The sequence below is a fragment of the Methylobacterium sp. GXS13 genome (genome assembly GCF_001455965.1).
In the GTDB taxonomy this organism is placed as follows: domain Bacteria; phylum Pseudomonadota; class Alphaproteobacteria; order Rhizobiales; family Beijerinckiaceae; genus Methylobacterium.
Window position 1 is genome coordinate 12,465 of the sequence record NZ_LKKO01000064.1, and the last position, 18,017, is coordinate 30,481.

Sequence of the window (18,017 nt, forward strand, 5' to 3'; positions counted from 1 at the left end):
GTGGGGTTGAACCACCGCTCTCTTCGTGGCCCTTGAAGGTTCGCAGTGCGAGGTCGGGGTATACGATGACGACACAGGATCGCTTCCCGATCATCGGCATCGGCGCATCCGCGGGCGGGATCGAGGCCATGCGGGCCTTCTTCCGGGGGCTCCCAGAGACTCTCAACGCAGCCGTCGTCGTCGTGACGCATCTAAGCTCGGAACGGGACAGCCTGCTCCCGGAGATCCTGTCCCGGTTCACCGCCCACGCCGTCGAAACGGCAGCCGATGGTGTGCCGGTGCGGCCCGGCCACGTCTACGTTATGCCCCCCGGCGTCGTTCTCGGCATTCGCGATGCTCGGCTGACCGCGACGCCATTGGCTCCGGGTACACGCGAGACCAAGCCGGTCGATGTCTTCCTGACCGACCTCGCGCGCGATCAGGGTGAGCGTGCGGTCGGCGTGATCCTCTCGGGCGGCGACGGCGACGGCGCGATCGGCGTCAAGGCGATCCGGGAGCACGGCGGCCTCACCCTGGCGCAAGTCGCCGACGACGACGGTCCGGAGACCCCGGATATGCCGCTCAGCGCGCTCCGGACCGGCTACGTCGATTTCGGCGTTGGGGCCGAGGAGATGGGCGCCCGGATCGCAGCCAGTCATGCGGACCACCTGGAGCACGTATCGGCCGCCCCTGGCGATGGCGATCAGCACGCGGACGAGGTCCCTGAGGACGTGCTCTTGGCGATCTACGCGATCTTGCGCCGACAGGTCGGGCATGACTTCTCGGGCTACAAGCCGAGCACCTTCCTCCGCCGCCTGTACCGGCGCATCGGCGTCAGCGAGGCGGCCGGGCCGAGCGCCTATCTGGACCTGCTGCGCTCGAACTCGGCCGAGGTCGCCGCCCTGTTCCGGGATCTGCTGATCGGCGTGACCAAGTTCTTCCGAGATGGCCCCGCGTTCGAGGCACTGGCGTCCCTCGTCATCCCACGGCTGTTCGAGGGACGCGGCCCCGGCGATACGGTACGGGTCTGGGTGCCCGCCTGCTCGACCGGCGAGGAGGTCTACTCCCTTGCTATGCTCCTGGCCGAGCACGCGGACACGCTCGCCGCACCGCCGCGTATACAGATCTTCGCCACCGATATCGACGAGCGCTCGCTCACGGTGGCCCGGCTCGGACGCTATCCGAGGGCCTACCTCGATGCCGTCTCACCGGAGCGCATCGCACGCCACTTCGTCCCAGAGGCGGAAAGCGTCGTCGTAAGCAAGCGGCTGCGCGACCTGTGCACGTTCTCCCCCCACAGCATCGTGCGTGATCCGCCCTTCTCACGCCTCGACCTCGTCTCCTGCCGCAACCTGCTGATCTACCTCAGCCTCAACGCCCAGGAGCGGGTGATCCCGATCCTGCACTACGCCCTCTGCCCGTCCGGTTATCTGTTCATCGGCATGGCGGAGAACGTCACGCGCTTCGAGGACCTCTTCGCCACGGTCGAGAAGAAGCATCGGATCTTCCAGGCTCGCGATGTTGGCCGGACGGCCCGGCTGCCGTCGATGATCGAGAACGACGGGACGGGCATTATTCCCACCGGGGAAGGCAGACGCCGGACCGGGACGCGGCACACCACGCTGCGCCACGTCGCGGAGGCCGAGATCCTGGCGACCTTCAGCCCACCGCACGCGGTCGTGACGCGGACCGGTGAGGCCGTGCACTACTCGGCACGGATCGGCGAGTATCTGGAGATCGCCCCCGGCCAGCCGACGCAGGAATTGGCAGCGATGGCCCGCCGGGGACTACGGCTGGAACTCCGCACGGTCCTGCGCGAGGCGATGGAGGGAAACCGGACGACCGTGCGCGATGACTTGGAGGTCAGTCTCCCGGATGGACGTATCAGGAAGCTGTCGCTGATCGTTAAGCCGCTCGCGCTGGCCGCGGGGGCGGAGCCGCTGTTCCTCGTCGTGTTCGACTCGACTGCAGTCCCTGAAGATCCAGCCCATCGACGGGAGCAAGGGGTTGGCAAGCGGGCTGACGAATTCGAGCGGCTGGAGCGAGAACTGATCATCACCCGAGAGCGGATGCAGGGCATCGTCGAGGAGTACGAGACCTCCCTTGAGGAACTGAAGTCCTCGAACGAGGAGTTGCATTCCGTCAACGAGGAAGCGCAATCGGCCAACGAGGAGTTGGAGGCTTCAAAGGAGGAGATCCAGTCGGTCAACGAGGAGCTTCAGACGGTCAACGCCGAACTCAACACCAAGATCGAACTCATGGACCGGATGAGCGACGATCAAGAGGCCCTGTTCGAGAGCACCGATATCGCCAGCGTGTTCCTGGACCGTGATCTGCGCATTCGCACATTCACGCGGGCTGCCGCCGAGATCTTCGGTCTTCAGCCGAATGACAGCGGGCGGCTGTTGAGCAACTTCTCGGCGCCGTTCTCCCTGGCGTGGCTTCCTGAGGACGCCCGAGTGGCCATGGTCGAGCGACGGACCACCGAACGCACGATCGATGGCACGGCTGGTACGAGCTACCGGGTCCGGTTAAGCGCCTCTGCCCGAAAGGGGTCAGCGGTGTCGGGGGTCGTGGTGAACTTCACCAAGTTGGCCAAGTAGGCCCCGCTGCTGCCGATCCTTGATCAGCCCGAGATCCCGGAGCATAGCCATGATGCTCAGGTGCGCTCGGTGCCGCATGCCCTGCGGGTACAGGGCGCAGGCCCGGAAGGCTTCAAGCTGAAGGCCGAGGAGAGGGGTACGGATCTCGGAGGGCATGGGGACGAGCTACGCGCCGAGAGCAGCAACCCGTTCCCCCCAGAGCACCATCGGGAATTGAAGAACGCCGTCGCGGAGGCGTGGGCATGGTTGGAGGGGCAAGGACTGATCCTGCCGAGGCTTGAGATCCTGCGAAGTAACGATCCCGAATTTTATCCGACCAATCGTAGGCTGAGCCGTCGCGGGCAGAGGCTTGCGCGCGATCCTCAACTTGCCCTGGCCGCACGGCAGCTTTCGAAGGGCTCGCTTCACCCACTCATCCGGGAGGATGTCTGGGCTCTCTCTATTGCCGCGGAAAATACGACACGGCTGTGTTCGAGGCGATGCAGGTGGTGGAGGTGCGCGTGCGCGAGGCGTCCGGTCTCGCCGCCACCGACATCGGCACTCTCGTGATGCGCCGAGCCTTCAACAAGGACAACGGCCCACTGGCGGACATGGGCATGTTACCGGCAGAACGTGAGGCGCGCTCGGCCCTCTTCGCTGGCGCGATTGGCAGCTACAAGAACCCGCAGTCGCACCGGCAGGTAGACCTCGACGACCCAGATGAGGCGGCCGAGATCATCATGCTCGCGAACCACCTCCTACGGATCGTGGACGCGTGAGCGGCGACGAGAGACGAGCAGTAGTGCCACGCCGCCCCACCAGTGTGACCCAGGCTGATATCGCTCGAGCGATCCGGGCGATCCGGGCGATCTGGGCGATGCGAGCGGCAGGCTACCCGGATGTGCGGGTGGGTTTTAAGGATGGTGTCGTCATCGTCGAGCCTGCGATGAAGGACGACAGCACGCATCAAGGCTCTGTGCTGCCTGCGGATCAGGAAGACTTCGATATCCTGTGAACCTTATCCACAACGAACGGCTCAAGCTGTCCGCGACGTGGCTGAACGGCCTTGCCACGGCGGCTGTTGCGGTCGGATCCATCGCCCCGTCGATCGCTGCTGTGACCGGTGCCACCAGCCCGGTTGTAGCGGTCGGCCTCGCTCTGTTTTGGCTTTTGGTCGGGACGGGCCTACATTTCACAGCACGCGCCCTTCTCGGGCGCCTGAGAGACACGCCATGAGCCCGCACGACTATACGTGGCTCCTATTCGCCACCCCCGCCGCCGTCGCCGCCATCGGCGCCCTCGTCTACTTCGTGGCCATCCGGCAGGATCGGCCTGGAAGCCAGCACGGCCGGTAACGCACGGCGCGGCTCCAGCGCTGATCTAATCGACGGTGCGCCACTTCACGGGCGGTAGGTCCGGCCCTGGCGTTCGTGGGCTCTCTTGGTGAAACCGCTGCCGGTCGCCGGTCACGACCTCGGCCAGCCCGTCGATCGCATCCAAGATCTTCTCATCGGCCTTGTAGAGCGGCCCCTGCGGCTTGGCTCGGGTCAGGACGAGGATGCACTGCTGCCGCCAGCGCTGGGCCTCCTTTAAGAAGGCGACCTCCTCAGCCCGCAAGAAGACCCCACGCCTCGCCATCATACCACCCTGCGCGCCGCAGGCCGGTAGCTGGAACGGAACCGAAACATTGGCGAGTGCCTGTCCGTCCAATCTTGGCCTGGATCGACTGGCACTGCCGACTGGCATCCCTATCCGAGATCCTCCTCAAGCGTCGCCGTTCTGTCTCTGATAACCATCTTCGATCATTGAGCACCTTGGGCCACATCGCGTACTTGGCCCCGTCGCCGTGAGGAACGGCATCGAGCCCCGCCAGCCTGTGATCAGATCGGGCGGCGAGACAGTGCTATGGATGCTCTCGTGACTGCTATGCTCTCCCACTCGGACACGCTTCTGCATGATCCGCTCTCGCAGGCGGGGCAGCAGGTAGCCGAGGCTGAGGAACGTCGCGAACAGCAGATGCGCGTCCTGTCCGGCCTTGCCCAAGGCTCGCCCGCGCGGGTGTACGCAGAGCATGTCCTCAGCGAGATCGAGCGGACCGTCGTACTCAGCCGCATGCATCTGGAGCTAATTCAGAACGTCTTGGGGTGATCGGCGGGCGCCGATCAGACATGTGGGCAATCCCGCTGGCGGCTCGATCGACGTGCTGTCCACGAGGAGCCGGATCATCTCCGAGCGGCTTCCAAGCATCATGGCAGGTGGTCCCCCTACCATAGCTTCCCAAGCCGCTATGAATTCGGTCTGCGATATGTGAGCGAGCGTATCCTCGCTCTGAGACTCCGGCTTTGCCGATGCGACGCGTCGGTGGGTCATGGGCGGATTACGCCCGCGATCTGCGGTACGTTTCAAGGCCCCCTGAGCAGGGTAAAAGCAACCTTAACCCAGTGCGCGCCACCTAACCCTCGGCCGCGAACGCTGCTTGCGGGTGAGCCTTCACGACGCGTCCGGCAAGCCCACTGCATGTGCAGCCTCTACAGCCTGACCCGCCCGCAGTCCGAGATCGGCAAGGTGTTAAGCGTCGAGCTTGACGACACCGGCAACCTGCCACCGTTGCCCGGTATCTTCCCGAACACCTCGGCACCCGTGATCCGCATGCGCGACGGTGCCCGTGCCCTGTCGATGATGCGCTGGGGCATGCCGTCCCCGGCCTTTGTGCTGAGGGGCCGGAAGGTCGATCCCGGCATCACCAACGTGCGCAACACGGCCTCCCCGCACTGGCGCCGCTGGCTCTCGCCCGAGCACCGCCGCCTCGTGCCGTTCACGGGCTTCAGCGAGAATGAGAAGGCCGCGGACGGCTTGCACCCGCCCGTGTGGTTCGCGCTGACCAAGGATCGGCCGCGCTGAAGCTCGCTGGCGCGCCAGCGAGAAAAGCATTCAACGGTCGCTGCCCCGAGCGATGGCGCGTCCAAGACTGGGGAGCAGCAGGTTGGTCGCTGCCCGTACATCGGCGGGAGCGTCGGCCCCGAGGGTCTGCTTCAACGCGATGGCCAGATTGGCAGACCGTTCCAACGGATCTTCCGCCTGTGAGACATTGCCGACAACATAGCGTTCGCCGACGTCGCGCATCTCGGTGATATCGATCAAGATACCGCTGGAACGTACCGGTCGTTCCAGATGATCGCGATACGTCCGACCACGGTTCAGCAGCTAGTGTACGGCACCGTCAGGTGCGAGGACACGGTACTCGGCAAGCACGAGGCCGCCCACCTTAGCGGCCTGACGCATATGCGTGGCCAGCCATTCCTGATCGTCCGGATGAACGGCTGCGGCGGCCTCCAGTCCTGCAATCTCGCGATCGGCAAGGTCGGGGTCGCCCGTGAGAAGCCAAGCCGCACCTTCGTCGTAGGTCACGACCCCGCGGATGTGGTCCCAGACCCAGGTGCCGACGACACAGGAGCCATCGAGATCGGCACGCAGGCGGTCGAGCTCCTCAGTGAACCCATTGATGGCGTTGATGCGCATAGCGTCTCGTAAGTTCGGTTTTTAACCCACGTCAATTTCTGTACGGTCGTAAACGCTTAACTGCGGGAGTGCGCGCATGGGTTTCAATTTGCGTATATTGCACCGCAGAAATTGTATGCTGGGGTGCATATACACACCGCAGAGACACTGTCGCCGCATCTATCAGGCGAGATGCAAAGCGAGGTGCCATGCGCGATGATTCTGAGACCTGCGGCGATAGACATGGGACACATAGTGTTCTCGTCCGGATCAGCGAGGCGCTCGGTATCCCAGTGACAGCCCTCTTCGGCGCCAGCGCCGACGCGGTCGAGCATCTTCGACGCGAACGAGAGAGACAGGTGCTTGCGGTCGTTCAATCGTATTTGCAGAACGTTGGCCCGGAAGACGCGAAGCGCTTCTTGGCGGCCGTAAAGGCATCAACGGAAGCGAAAGCGCTGTAGTCTGGAGCGGCCTGGGTCGTCATCGCATATCGCCTTAGTGAAAGCGGTCACTTGGATCTGGTGACGCCATACTTCGTGCGAGCAGTATGCCTGCCATCGTCAGGGCCTGCCGTAGAACTGGCAGCAGTTCCTGAGCATGGTCTTGTTCGATGATTGAGTGGGCCATCAGTAGATGATCAGCCACCAGTTCAAGCGTAGATCCAGGTGGCGTCGTCGGACTCATGGGTGGGGGGACGAAGCGGGCGAGCGTGCCGTAGGCGTTCAATGGCTCTGACCCACTCGAGCTGATCTCCGTGAGGGACCCGAGGTAGCCGAGGAACGAGTGGTCGGGCGGTCCGTAGGAGGGCACAGCACCGATCATCACCCAAGCGTAGCTCTGGTCCGCTCGGCGCAAGCGCAGACGCAGGCTGTACTCGCTCTGCTGATCCCTCGCGCCGCGCAGAAATGTGACGGTGGTCTCGCGATCGTCGGGGTGTACGCATTCGAGCCAGCCGTGCTCGCTTGCAGCCTCCGCAGCCTGTCCAGTGAAGGCACACCATTCCGGACTGACGTAGGTCACGCCGCCGGTCGCACTCGCAACGAAGATCATTCTGCATGCTCCTCCGCAACTCTCGATAGAACGCTTGCAGACCAGCGCGGCATCTCACCGATATGCCAATTCCTCCCGGCATGTCGAATGTTGATTAGCCCAGATACGGTACATCCGACCCATACTTGTGAAAATCGTACTATGATCGGGGTGTAGCAAGTCGGGGCGGCGCGAGCAGCAGATGCATATCCTGTCAGGTCTTACCCAGGGCTCAGCACCGTGATGAGCATCAGGTACGGGCCATCCAGAACAGCTTCCACGGCGCATCTGCGAGGACGACGCGGTGATCACCAAGAGCAGGCAACCACGCGTCGAGTTCGCCTCGGACCTGTATGTAATTCGTGGCCTTCTCGAATTGGGTATGCGGCCAGTGACTTCCCCAGACTAGGTGATCGAGACCGAAATTCTCACGCAGCAGCGGTATCGCAGCCGCCGGTAAGTCAGCGCCGTTGTGGTATGGGCCGGAGATCTCGACCCAGACACGGCCTGTGTTCCCCGCAGTGAGCAACTGCCGGAAACCAGGATCATCGATGCCGAGCTTGGGGTCGGGCTTGCCGAAATGGTCCGCTACGACCTTTACGCCGCTCTTCAACAAGCGGGGAAGCAACTCCGGCCATCGACGGGCCTCCGCCTGGACCTCGACCTGCCAGTTAAGGTCGGCGAGGCGCTTCAGCAGCATCGGCCAGGATCGGCATTGAACTGCGGGTTCTGTACACCGATCAGGTTCAGCCGGATGCCGACGACTCCGGCAGCCGCAAGTTCTTGTAGGGCGTCCTGCCGAATATCAGGCTGCACCACGACGATGCCACGGAAGCGATTTGGGTAACGTCTCAGAGCCTCCAGCATGTAGCTGTTGTCGGTCCCGAGGAAGCTAGGCTGAACGAGGAAGCCATTCGACATGCCCTTGGCGTCCAAGTTCCTGATGTAATCCTCCGGCGTCGCATCGTAATCGGGCGCGTACCGGATGTTGGCAGCCAACGGCAGGCCACGCTTGAAGACATGCGCGTGGGAGTCGATGGCTGTCACGGAAGCATCCTGCGCCACGCTGCGTTGCGGCCAAGCACTTGCCGCAGCCAAACCCACGATGGCCCCATGGAACATACGTCGCGAAGTCATCGCCGCTTCCTTGCGATCGCTGCTTCAGTGAGTAAGACCCTGCTGCGTTCGAAAACGCATTGGGCAGGGCCTTCATCGACGAGAAGGCCCAACCATCTCGTCGAAGCCGCTCAAGCACGGCGGCTTCGAAGATCGAGACTATTCTGCGGCGGCCGGAGCAGGGGCTGCGGCCCGAGTGCGCGAGCCGCGGCCGAGGATCAGGGTCATAATCGCACCAGAGCCGGTGAGGAACACGAGCGGTAGAAGTGCGAGGGGGAAGCTGCCGGTCTGGTCCTTGATCAACCCGAGCAGCCATGAGGCGATGCCGGTGCCCAAATGCGAGAGCGTGTTGATCGCCGCGATCCCGGCCGCAGCCGTGCCCACCGAGAGCCATTCGGTGGCCATCGCCCAGAACGGACCCTTGATCGCGTAGTTGCCCATCAGCACGAGGCTCAGCAGCACCATCGTCACCGTGAGTGAAGAGGTGAGGTTGGTGGCGAACAGGCACAGGCAGGTCGCTGCCAACGGCAACGCGGTGCTCCACACCCGCTCGCCAGTTCGATCGGCGCGCAGGCCCCAGAAGATCATGAACATCGAGGCGATGCCGAACGGGATCATGTTCAGCAGGCCCGTCTCCAAGTTTGACAGGCCGAACGCTTTGAGGATCTGGGGCTGCCATAGCGACAGCGCGTTACTGGTGGCCGACGACCCCGAGTAGATCAGCGCCAGCGCCCAAATGTACTTGTTCGTCAAAACCTTATGCAGCGGCAGGTGGTGCGCGACCGGGGAGATCCCTGAGCGATCGACCGCAAGTTGATCTTCCAGCCATGCCTGTTCCTCGGGCGCCAGCCACTTGGCCTCCGCCGGTCGGCTCGGCAGCATAAACAAAGCAGCAAGCCCAAGCAGCACCGCCGGGATCGCCTCGACGATGAACAGCCACTGCCAGCCGTGCAGCCCAGCGGCGCCCTCAAGCTGCAACAGAGCCGCCGAGATCGGCGAGCCGAGGAAGCTGGAGATTGGGATTGCCACCATGAACATGGCGACGATGCGGGCGCGGTAAGCCTTAGGAAACCAGTAGGTCAGGTACAGGAGCGCGCCGGGGAAGAACCCGGCCTCGGCCGCGCCCAGCAGGAACCGGCATAGATAGAAGCTATAGGGTCCGACGATGAACGCCATCGCGACGCCGACCATGCCCCAGGTGATCATGATGCGCGCGATCCAGAGCCGCGCGCCGACCTTCTCCATCGCGATGTTGCTCGGCACCTCGAACAGCACATAGGCGACGAAGAACAGGCCGCCACCGATGCCGAACATCGCCTGCGACAGGCCGAGATCCTTGTTCATGGTGAGGGCGGCGAAGCCCGCGTTCACCCGATCGACGTAGGCGATGAAGTAGCAAAGCACGAGGAACGGCACGATCCGCCATCCCACCCGCTGCATGACGGCGGCTCCATCCACTGTTCGATATGGCGTAGCCTGCGTGGCGGCCATCCTGAATCTCCCATTGTGTCCGCGTGTTTCTTGGCTCCTTCCGTACCTCAAATTGAACAGTCGCAGCACATCATATCCAGCATCCGGGGATCAACGACCTCGATCTGTACGCCCTACGCTGCTGAAGCTAATTGCTGCCTGTATTCGACGCGCCTAAGATAGGCGAGATCGCTATGAACCGCAAAGTGGTCGGTGCAAATTTTGTACAACGAAAAACGTATGGAAGGCCGCCCTAGAAGATCAAAGGGGAGGTGTCCTCAATCTCGCGGGCGCCACTTTCGTACATTAACAACGAGCGGTCGGCCTGATATCGACTCGATGTTCTTGGTTTGGTGGGATATTGGAACGGACGCCGCTACGCAGCGTGCGGTCAGTTCATGAATTGGCGCCGCTCCTGAACCTCCTGCTGGGCCAACCTCGGGAAACAAGGCGGCTTGTAGGGCGCATTGCCGATGCACTGAGGGTGCCATCAGGGGTGCTGTATGAAGTGCCAAACCTGAAAAGCCCGCCGACAGCGCCAGACGCAGGCGTCACGACCACGGATGTCGATCTTGACGGTGAGTGCGCGGCGCTGTTGAGCGCCTACCGCCGTATTCGCGCCCCGGAAATGCGGCGACGCCTTCTGATCCTGGCGCAAGCGGCGGTCGAGTAGGTCCGAACCACGCCTTTGGCTACGCGGACGCGATCAGCATCCAGTTGCGGGCTCGCGCCAAGCGCTTCTCATCCGAACATATCGGCATGTCCGTGATCACCCTGAAGACGATGTGCCGGGTGGTCTCCTCATCAAGTCCGAGTCCTTTAGCGAAGCCACAAAGACTTGCCATCAATCGGAAGGCGACGACCTTGTCGTTGGCGTCGGCTTCTTCAATCATCCCTGGACCGGGAAGCCCATGATCACGGCGGTCATCACTATCGTGCAGCACAGCCCTGCCGTGGCGGTCTTGGGCCGGAACTCAGTCAGCTTGAGCATGGAGCGACAGCATTCAACGCGAAGCTGACAAAATGGAGGAACAGGAGGCAGGAAGGGAACTGTCAGCGGCCTCGCCTACGGCAGTGTGCGTGCTGGCTGCAGCCGCTACCCAACATAAGTCAATATCATCCAAGCTGTAGTGCGTATCTTCTGAGGATGGCCGAACTGAGGAAGCTAACCGGGCTTGGGTCGATCCGCGTAAGCCGCTGCTTCAACCGCAAAGACCCAGCAGTGAGCCATAGAGGCGTTCACGGCAGTCACTTTGATGGTCAAAGTCTGCTTTCCAATTCCTTCATAAACATCACCGCGGCCAGCGCGCGCATCGCGACCACTCGGCTCATCGCGCTCGTTCAAGGCACATTTATTTGTTTGTATAATGATTTTCTACTACAGTATTTACGTGTCGTATCAGCCTAAACTTCCTTGATAATACGCGACAAAAATTTCCTGATTGGGCGCGATAATATTGTGCGCGATGCGAAATATGATTTGTATCTTTCGCATAGATAAGATTTCATAGGATTGCTTGACGATGGACCGCCGTAGGCAGAGGCAGTCGTACCTTCGGCCCCTTTCAGGACCGGTGCTCTGCCGTCGCTGAAGAAGGCCGCGCCCGGATGTCCCAGGACAGACCTCCGAGGGATGACGACAGGTCAGCTCGTCACGACCCGAGCCTCTACGGCTTGCGAGGCAGTCCTGGGGCAGCGCGTGCGCCTTCGCTCGATGACCTGTTCGCGGCCCTCGTCCGCCAATCGCACGTGTTCATCGGCATCGCCGACACGAACCTTCGGCCGGTGTTCGTGAACGCTGCGGGGCGCAAAATGGTAGGGCTCAGCCCTGACGAAGACATCTCGGCCCTTTCGATCTCGGACTTCTTCCAGGCTACCGACCAAGCCGCCCTCCGCGACGTGGCGTTGCCGACGCTGCTGCAAGATGGTCATTGGGAGGGCGAGCTGCGGTTCCGGCATTTCGGCGGCGGCTCCGGGACGACGGTCCATTGGCGCGCCTTCGCACTGTACGATGACGCCGGAGGCTTCATCGGCGCGGCGACGATCACCACGGACATTTCGGCCCGCAAGCGCGCCGAGGCACAGCTACAGACCAGCGAGGCCCGCCTGCAGGCCGCCATCGACCTCGTCGGCCTCTCACCTTACTCCTGGGATCCGCGCACCGGTGCGCTCGATTGGGACGCGCGCCTGAAGGCGTTGTGGGGCCTGCCACCCGACGCGCCCGTCGATAAACAGGTCTGGCTCTCCGCCATTTATCCCGACGACCGCCCGCGCGTCGAGGCTGCGGTGGCGCGCTGCACCGACCCGACCGGTGATGGCGTCTACCATATCAAGTATCGCGTTATCGGAGTGCGCGACGGCGTTGAGCGCTGGGTCTCGACGCACGGTCGCACCAGCTTCGAGGATGGTCGGCCGGTATCGTTCGTCGGCGTCGTGGTAGAGATCACCGGGCAGATGCGCGCCGAGGCGGCTCTGCGCGAGAGCGAGCATCGGCTCTCGGCGACGCTGGAGCAGCTGCCGATAGGAGTCGGCCTCGTCGATCCAAATGGCCGCATCGTGCTGGCGAACCGGGTGCTCGGGCACTACGCGCTTGAAAAGATCCCCTCTGTCGACGGGGAATCTAGCGAACGCTGGCGGGCCTACGCTCCAGATGGGCGGCGGCTGGACCCTGTGGAGTATCCGGGAGCCCGGGGTCTGCGGGGTGAAACCGTCGTCCCAGGCATCGACTTCATTTTCACCCATCCCGACGGGCTGGAATGCTGGACGCGCGTGAGCGCCGCCCCGTTTCATAACGTCGACCGTGAGATCAACGGCGCTATCGTCGTGGTGCAGAACATCGATTGGGAGAAGCGGGCTGAGACAGCTTTGCGAGATAGCGAGGTGCGCTTCCGACGCTTCGCAGAGCATTCGACGAACGTGCTCTGGCTCGCCGACCTGGAGAGCGGGCGACTCGACTATCTAAGCCCAGCCTTCACGCAAGTCTGGGGTATGGCGCCGGCGGATATGCCGGATGTTGCGAGCTGGCTCGCTAGCGTTCACCCGGAAGACCGCGACGGTGCCACACGGGCGCTGGAGCGGGTTGGCAGCGGTGAGACCCTGGTTCTGAACTACCGGATCCAGCGCGCCTCGGACAAAGCCGTGCGCCGCATCCGTGACACCTTCTTTCCGATCCCGGCGATCGACGGGCACATTCGATTAGTCGGCGGGATCGCGCAGGACATCACTACAGAAACCGGCCTGCGGGCCTACGTAATTTCGGCTGGAGACGGCGCCCGGAAGGGACTTGTCGGCTCATTGCAGGCTGCCGACTACGAAGTCCAGGCCTTTGCGAGCGGACGGGCCTTCCTCAACGTGGCGGGCTCGCTGATGCCGGGTTGCGTCGTGCTCGACCTAGAAGAGCCCGGCAACTTAGTCGTCGCAAGCGAGCTGAAGGATGCACGCGCGCAACTGCCCGTGGTGGCGGTCGGTGCGAACAGCGGCGACGTCAGCTTCGTGGTGCGCGCGATGAAGGCGGGGGCAGTCGATTTTCTCGAACCCCCCTGGGCACCGGAAGCGCTGCTATTCGCCGTGCGGACGGCGCTAGCCGAGATCCACGATGTGGAGAAGCGGACGCGTGGGCGCGACGAGGCCCGGGATCGGATCACAGCCCTTACGGCACGGGAGCGCGCCGTGCTGGAGGGCTTGCTCGCGGGCGGTACCAACAAGACCATCGCGCGCACCCTCGGCCTGAGTCCACGCACGGTGGAGATCCACCGTGCCCGGGTCATGGAAGCGCTCGGCGCACGCACCTTGCCTGAGGCGGTTCTCATCGCGACCGCAGCCGGCGTGCGCCCTGCTGGCCAGTCCGACGCGTAGGCGTTAGCCTAGTGGCCTCTCAGGGCCGGACATCGATGCACCTGGGGCACTCTTTGAGCGCTAAAGGTACCCGGCGTCGAACTCCGCGAGTTGGCGAAGCTGCCGGGGCGCGAGGATCCGGAGGCGGCGTTTCCGTAGTGAGATCAGCCCGGCACGTCTCAGGACTTGCAGCACGCGGTTCACGTGCACGCTCGACAACGCGAGCGTGTCGGCGAGATCCAGCTGCGTCAGCGGTAGATCGTATTCGCCATCCGTGGCCTGGCCGATCGACCCCAAGCGCTCTAGCAGTTCGCACAGGAGATGGGCCACGCGTTCGGGGCCCGAGCGTATGCCGATATTGACCACCCACTCACGTGCCGTCGCTTCTTCTGCGAGCCTCGCATACTGCAGCGCCAGCGCGATACCGGGATGCTGGCCAAGTAGGTCGAGGTAGACTGCGCGCGGGACCTTGGCGACTTGGCAGGGGGTTAGGGCCTCGATCGTGTGATCAAGCGGGTAGCGATGGAGAGCCCCGCGGTCGCAGAAATCGCCGGGAACGAGATAGGATACGATTTGGCGACGGCCGGACATGCGGCGCTTATAACGGCTCGCGAACCCAGCGAAGATGATGAGTGCGTGATCGGCTATGCCTTCCTGCTCCACCAGAACGGTGTGTCGTTCGACTGGCCGCGCATAGGCGATCAGCCCGTCAAGCGCTGCTCGATCCTGCCCCGTGAGAGGGGCGAGGCCATTAAGCCTGCGTGCAAACGCACTGAAGCAGCCATCTCGTTCAGGGACTTCGATCGGGTGCAGCGGCAGGCGGACAGCCCGGGGCACAGCGGCATCCATCAGCGTGATCAGGGCAGATCTCTCCATCGATCATCCTCCAGAAGGGGCGCCCTATTCTCCCGGCAGCATGGCGCAGGGACATCCGGCCCGTTCCTTAGGAGACCTCCGATCGGCACCTTCTGCGAAATATCCCTAGGACGATCTCCAAAGGGCCCAGGCGGACGACCGAACATCCAGGCTCGACCTCGGCGCCGTCCCAGGTCTTCCGCCAGGTGGGGCATCCAACCGATAGTGCCGATCGACGGCAGCCCAGAAGGCACCCTTTATCTCGGGACACCGACGATCAAGCACAGCCTCGATCTCGGCGAAGGCCGCGCGCGCGCAGGCGTTGCGGTCATTCTGCGAAAACACATCGCTCACGGTTAGCTGCTCGCTTCCGATCACAGCAAATGTGACCAAGTTGGAACAACGCTCTCAGCTTCTGTGTACAGCTCCGGGCGGAAGCACAAGGCTTCGACGCAAAGCCCTATTGGGTGTTCCGCCTCGCTCCAACACCGCTCCGTTTCCGCCTCCTCGCGGCTGGGTGCGGAGATCACGGATCCGGTCTGAATCGGAGTCAACGTGGCCCGGGCTCGGTTCAAGGGAGGCCTGGACCGGAACAAGGGCTTTCGGGAATGGCTACAACGATCCATGGGCTTGCAGCCAGGGGCGAACGACGCGCGGTGGTCGATCGCTCACCTCACACGCTTCTCCCGACCCAGTCATACCGGCCGCCTGCGCTCGCGATAATTGGTGCTTCGGCCTCGAACAGATCTCGGATCAGGCAGTCAGCCGCCCGTGGTCATGGGGATGCCGCTTCCGCGGCCGCCACTCGGTCACAATCCGCGCCCCTCAGGCCACCGCCAGCAGCCAGATCGCCGCCGTCGCACCCAGCACCCGGGTTATCGAGTACGGCGCCTCGATACAGGTGGCTCAGTGAGGGATCCGAAAGCCCCGCACGCCTTGCACCTGTTCGAGATCTTCAATCAGCGCCGAGATCCAGGACAGATCGAGCGAGCCGAAGATCCGCGCCGGCCCGGTCGGCCAGCCCTCTTTGGGGGCTGTGAGCCGGAGAGAATCTCGGTGGCAAGCCGGACAAGACTCAAACGTCCTCGGCAAACTCGCCAAACGACTTCCCAATAGAGTCTTCTGGAAAAGGTGGGCCCCGGGGCCGAAGCCCCGGGTTCTGTTTCTACGGCTGCCCTGCCGCAAGATGCTTACGCCGCGAGGCGGGCATCCATGACAACGTTATCGTTGGCATTTAGAGTTTTGGTCAGGTGCCCGGAACAGGGGTTGCCTGCGCCGAACCGGTCGAGTCCTTACCGAAAGTCGCATCTTATCCTGCCGAAACAGGGTAGAACTCGCGATCCCTTTACCGTCCAGTCGAACCTAACTTCGCCCCCAGCAGAAGCACCCCGATCCCAGGCTGCGCGAAAAACGCGCGCTCGGGCCCCGTCCGGTATCCGGGGCAGGGTGTTTCTGGTGGAGGCGCCGGGTACCGCCCCCGGGTCCTGAAACGTTATTACGAACCGGTCATCAACCTCACGCACATTGTAGCGCGTGCGACGCGGAAGGTCCACAGGCTCGTGCGGGATCGCCCCCGGGCAACCCGTCGTCTTTCGTCAGGGTCGGCGGACCGGCGGGGAGGGGCCGACCTCAGCGCCCGCCTGCGGCTCGCACCGGCGTGGTTTGGACGCTATGGGCTTACGCGGATAGCCGCTGCCGCGGCCGCGCGAGGCCGTCCGCCAGTCTGGTCAGGGAAAGCCGAACATGCCGAACACGTTGGGCCTCAACCGCACGCTCGGCAGCGCCATCGGCCTGATCGCGCTGGTGTCGGTGCTCAGCAGCGGGGCGGTCCTGCTCACCCGCGGCCAGTTGCGGGAGGCGAACGACGCCCTCGATCGCGCGAACCAGACGATCCGTGGTCTCGACGCGTTCCGAAACGCCATGCTCAATCAGGAGACAGGCCTGCGCGGCTATCTGCTCACCGGCCGGGACGGCAGCCTGGAACCCTACCGGCAGGGACGGCCCGCCCCGGCCGCGGCGATCGACCGCCTCAGAGACATGGTCGGCACCGATGCCGCGTCGGTGCGCCTGCTGGCCGATGCCGTGACAGCCGCGCGCAGCTGGCAGAGCGACATCGGCCAGGCGGCGATTCATGGGGCGGCCGATCCGGCGACCCGGTCTGAGGCGGTCCGCATCGAAACCGAGGGCACGGGCAAGCAGCTGTTCGACACCCTGCGCGACCGGCTCGGCGCCATCGAGGGCTTGGCCGAGGCCAATCGGGCGGCGCTGAACCAGCGCGTAGCCCGGGCTAAGCGCAACGAAAGCCTTGCCCTCTGGGGCGGCACCCTGCTCACGCTGCTAATCTGCGCGGGGATCTGGATCGCCATCAACCGCCTGATCGTCCGCCCTCTCGGGGCGGTCATGGGGTTCGTCGAACGCGTGGGCTCGGGCGACCTTACAGGCCGGCTGCGCGCCGGCGGGCGCGACGAGATCGCCCGCCTCGGGCGGACCCTCAACGCCATGGTGTCGGGCCTGTCGGACCTCGCCCGGACCAACCGGGCGGCCACCGCCGACCTCAACGCCGCCGCCGCCGAGATCCGGGCGTCGGCGCAGCAGCAGGCGGCCTCCGTCGAGGAGCAGTTCGCCGCCGTGCAGGAGACCGCGGCCACCGTCGACGAGATCACCCATTCCGGCGCCCAGATCGGCAAGCGCGCCACCGAGGTCATCGCCACCGCCCAGGCCACCGCCCAGACCTCCCGCCAGGGCCTGCGCGCCGTCTCCGACACCGCCAAGGCCATGGACGCGATCCGCGAGCAGGCCGAGGCCGTGGCCGGCAACATCGTCAGCCTGTCGGAGAAGACCCAGACGATCGGCGACATCATCGAGACGGTCAACGACATCTCCGAGCGCACCCATCTCCTGGCGCTCAACGCCGCCATCGAGGCGGCCGCGGCCGGCGAGAGCGGGCGCAGCTTCGCCGTGGTGGCCTCGGAGATGAAGCTGCTCGCCGACCAGGCCAAGGCGGCCACCGGCCAGGTCCGGGGGCTGCTGGGCGAGATCCAGCGGGGCATCAACACCTCGGTGATGCTCACCGAGGAGGCGGTCAAGCGCGCGGCCTCGGGCAAGACCCGCTCGGACACGACGCAGCGGACGATCGAGGAGATCACGGCGCGGGTGGAGGAGAACGTCCAGACGTTCCAGCAGATCGTGGCCTCGACCAACCAGCAGCAGCTCGGGATCGAGCAGGTGATGGGCGCGCTGCAGAACATCCGCCAGGCCAGTCAGCAGACGGCGGCCGGTACCCGCGAGGTCGAGACCGCCTCGGCCAACCTCACCGAACTCGCCCAGGCCCTCATGGCCCTGGCCGAACGCTACCGGCACTGAGGGCGGCAGCATCCGCGGGGCGAGACCGGCTCGACCGTGCCGCCCGGTCCGGCGGAGCGATCGAGCCGCCCACAAGCAAAAACCCCAGACGCGGATGCGTCTGAGGCTTGGTCGGCTTGATATCCAAACAACCACGCCCGGCCCGGAGGCCGGGCGCGCCTGTGGGTCTTAGTACGAGCCGAACTTGTAGTTCAGGCCGGCGCGGACGACGGCGAACTCGTCGTCGCGGCGACCGATGGCGCTGTAGGCGACCGGGACGAGGTTGGCGGCGTTGACGACGAGGGCGCCCTG

The 18,017-nt window shown here is 64.2% G+C and carries 17 protein-coding genes, 1 other RNA gene and 1 pseudogene; 8 read left to right on the forward strand and 11 right to left on the reverse strand.

Annotated elements, in window-relative coordinates; translation table 11 throughout:
- The first annotated feature begins 65 nt into the window (after nt 1-65).
- From AO398_RS21695 to AO398_RS29710, 4 genes are all read left to right on the forward strand, one after another.
- Nucleotides 66-2,582: a CheR family methyltransferase gene (locus AO398_RS21695; protein ID WP_058194266.1), complete on the forward strand. Its 2,517-nt coding sequence runs from the start codon at nt 66-68 to the stop codon at nt 2,580-2,582.
- Between the two features lie 428 nt (nt 2,583-3,010).
- Complete coding sequence (locus AO398_RS21700; RefSeq protein WP_280139142.1) at nt 3,011-3,340, forward strand: TIGR02391 family protein; 330 nt, start codon at nt 3,011-3,013, stop codon at nt 3,338-3,340.
- Nucleotides 3,337-3,576 (forward strand): hypothetical protein, encoded by a 240-nt coding sequence (locus AO398_RS21705; protein WP_152997604.1) that lies wholly within the window; start codon nt 3,337-3,339, stop codon nt 3,574-3,576. Before AO398_RS21700 ends, AO398_RS21705 begins: the two co-directional genes overlap by 4 nt.
- Before the next feature lie 217 nt (nt 3,577-3,793).
- A complete protein-coding gene (locus AO398_RS29710; RefSeq protein ID WP_280139139.1) occupies nt 3,794-3,916 on the forward strand; it encodes a hypothetical protein in 123 nt (40 codons plus the stop codon).
- Nucleotides 3,917-3,941: 25 nt separating this feature from the next.
- Here the strand turns inward: AO398_RS29710 and AO398_RS21710 are convergent, their stop codons facing one another.
- Complete coding sequence (locus AO398_RS21710) at nt 3,942-4,199, reverse strand: hypothetical protein (protein ID WP_152997605.1); 258 nt, start codon at nt 4,197-4,199, stop codon at nt 3,942-3,944.
- 267 nt (nt 4,200-4,466) lie between these two features.
- Between AO398_RS21710 and AO398_RS21715 the strand changes: the two genes are divergently transcribed.
- A complete protein-coding gene (locus AO398_RS21715) occupies nt 4,467-4,709 on the forward strand; it encodes a hypothetical protein (protein ID WP_058194270.1) in 243 nt (80 codons plus the stop codon).
- A 369-nt stretch (nt 4,710-5,078) separates the two neighbouring features.
- Entirely contained in the window at nt 5,079-5,462 is a 384-nt protein-coding gene (locus AO398_RS21720) for an SOS response-associated peptidase family protein (protein WP_058194271.1), read from the forward strand.
- A gap of 30 nt (nt 5,463-5,492) precedes the next feature.
- Here the strand turns inward: AO398_RS21720 and AO398_RS29495 are convergent, their stop codons facing one another.
- From AO398_RS29495 to AO398_RS21745, 7 genes are all read right to left on the reverse strand, one after another.
- Nucleotides 5,493-5,702, reverse strand: coding sequence for a hypothetical protein (locus AO398_RS29495; protein WP_244498847.1), 210 nt, complete (start codon nt 5,700-5,702; stop codon nt 5,493-5,495).
- A gap of 63 nt (nt 5,703-5,765) precedes the next feature.
- Nucleotides 5,766-6,080: a PAS domain-containing protein gene (locus tag AO398_RS29500; protein ID WP_244498848.1), complete on the reverse strand. Its 315-nt coding sequence runs from the start codon at nt 6,078-6,080 to the stop codon at nt 5,766-5,768.
- Nucleotides 6,081-6,554: 474 nt separating this feature from the next.
- The gene (locus AO398_RS21730; RefSeq protein WP_058194272.1) at nt 6,555-7,109 is read right to left on the reverse strand and encodes a PAS domain-containing protein; all 555 of its coding nucleotides are present in this window, start codon (nt 7,107-7,109) and stop codon (nt 6,555-6,557) included.
- A 229-nt stretch (nt 7,110-7,338) separates the two neighbouring features.
- Nucleotides 7,339-7,788, reverse strand: a complete 450-nt coding sequence (locus tag AO398_RS29715; protein WP_280139140.1) for an amidohydrolase family protein — start codon at nt 7,786-7,788, stop codon at nt 7,339-7,341.
- On the reverse strand, nt 7,779-8,135 hold the full coding sequence (locus AO398_RS29720) for an amidohydrolase family protein (protein ID WP_280139141.1): 357 nt from the start codon (nt 8,133-8,135) through the stop codon (nt 7,779-7,781). The genes AO398_RS29715 and AO398_RS29720 overlap by 10 nt, the downstream gene beginning before the upstream one ends.
- A gap of 228 nt (nt 8,136-8,363) precedes the next feature.
- Complete coding sequence (locus AO398_RS21740; protein WP_058194273.1) at nt 8,364-9,695, reverse strand: MFS transporter; 1,332 nt, start codon at nt 9,693-9,695, stop codon at nt 8,364-8,366.
- Between the two features lie 671 nt (nt 9,696-10,366).
- The gene (locus AO398_RS21745; protein WP_058194274.1) at nt 10,367-10,567 is read right to left on the reverse strand and encodes a hypothetical protein; all 201 of its coding nucleotides are present in this window, start codon (nt 10,565-10,567) and stop codon (nt 10,367-10,369) included.
- 715 nt (nt 10,568-11,282) lie between these two features.
- Here AO398_RS21745 and AO398_RS27725 point away from each other — a divergent pair.
- A complete protein-coding gene (locus AO398_RS27725) occupies nt 11,283-13,529 on the forward strand; it encodes a PAS domain S-box protein (RefSeq protein WP_082643397.1) in 2,247 nt (748 codons plus the stop codon).
- A 60-nt stretch (nt 13,530-13,589) separates the two neighbouring features.
- Here AO398_RS27725 and AO398_RS21755 read toward each other — a convergent pair whose 3' ends face one another.
- The gene (locus AO398_RS21755) at nt 13,590-14,384 is read right to left on the reverse strand and encodes a Crp/Fnr family transcriptional regulator (protein WP_058194275.1); all 795 of its coding nucleotides are present in this window, start codon (nt 14,382-14,384) and stop codon (nt 13,590-13,592) included.
- Nucleotides 14,385-15,520: 1,136 nt separating this feature from the next.
- Nucleotides 15,521-15,897, reverse strand: a transfer-messenger RNA (tmRNA) gene (gene ssrA / locus AO398_RS27730).
- Between the two features lie 209 nt (nt 15,898-16,106).
- On the opposite strand from ssrA, the gene AO398_RS21760 reads away from it, so the two are divergent.
- Nucleotides 16,107-17,726: a methyl-accepting chemotaxis protein gene (locus AO398_RS21760; protein WP_058194276.1), complete on the forward strand. Its 1,620-nt coding sequence runs from the start codon at nt 16,107-16,109 to the stop codon at nt 17,724-17,726.
- A 168-nt stretch (nt 17,727-17,894) separates the two neighbouring features.
- On the opposite strand, the pseudogene AO398_RS29505 reads toward AO398_RS21760, so the two are convergent.
- A pseudogene (locus AO398_RS29505) lies at nt 17,895-18,017 on the reverse strand (porin family protein); the annotation flags it as partial.

Coding starts and splice junctions, on each gene's coding strand:
- AO398_RS21695 (WP_058194266.1), top strand. CDS start 66: ATGACGACACAGGATCGCTTCCCGATCATCGGCATCGGCGCATCCGCG.
- AO398_RS21720 (WP_058194271.1), top strand. CDS start 5,079: ATGTGCAGCCTCTACAGCCTGACCCGCCCGCAGTCCGAGATCGGCAAG.
- AO398_RS21710 (WP_152997605.1), bottom strand. CDS start 4,199: ATGGCGAGGCGTGGGGTCTTCTTGCGGGCTGAGGAGGTCGCCTTCTTA.
- AO398_RS21745 (WP_058194274.1), bottom strand. CDS start 10,567: ATGATTGAAGAAGCCGACGCCAACGACAAGGTCGTCGCCTTCCGATTG.
- AO398_RS21760 (WP_058194276.1), top strand. CDS start 16,107: ATGCCGAACACGTTGGGCCTCAACCGCACGCTCGGCAGCGCCATCGGC.
- AO398_RS27725 (WP_082643397.1), top strand. CDS start 11,283: ATGTCCCAGGACAGACCTCCGAGGGATGACGACAGGTCAGCTCGTCAC.
- AO398_RS21715 (WP_058194270.1), top strand. CDS start 4,467: ATGGATGCTCTCGTGACTGCTATGCTCTCCCACTCGGACACGCTTCTG.
- AO398_RS21755 (WP_058194275.1), bottom strand. CDS start 14,384: ATGGAGAGATCTGCCCTGATCACGCTGATGGATGCCGCTGTGCCCCGG.
- AO398_RS21730 (WP_058194272.1), bottom strand. CDS start 7,109: ATGATCTTCGTTGCGAGTGCGACCGGCGGCGTGACCTACGTCAGTCCG.
- AO398_RS29710 (WP_280139139.1), top strand. CDS start 3,794: ATGAGCCCGCACGACTATACGTGGCTCCTATTCGCCACCCCCGCCGCC.
- AO398_RS21740 (WP_058194273.1), bottom strand. CDS start 9,695: ATGGCCGCCACGCAGGCTACGCCATATCGAACAGTGGATGGAGCCGCC.
- AO398_RS29500 (WP_244498848.1), bottom strand. CDS start 6,080: ATGCGCATCAACGCCATCAATGGGTTCACTGAGGAGCTCGACCGCCTG.
- AO398_RS29715 (WP_280139140.1), bottom strand. CDS start 7,788: ATGCTGCTGAAGCGCCTCGCCGACCTTAACTGGCAGGTCGAGGTCCAG.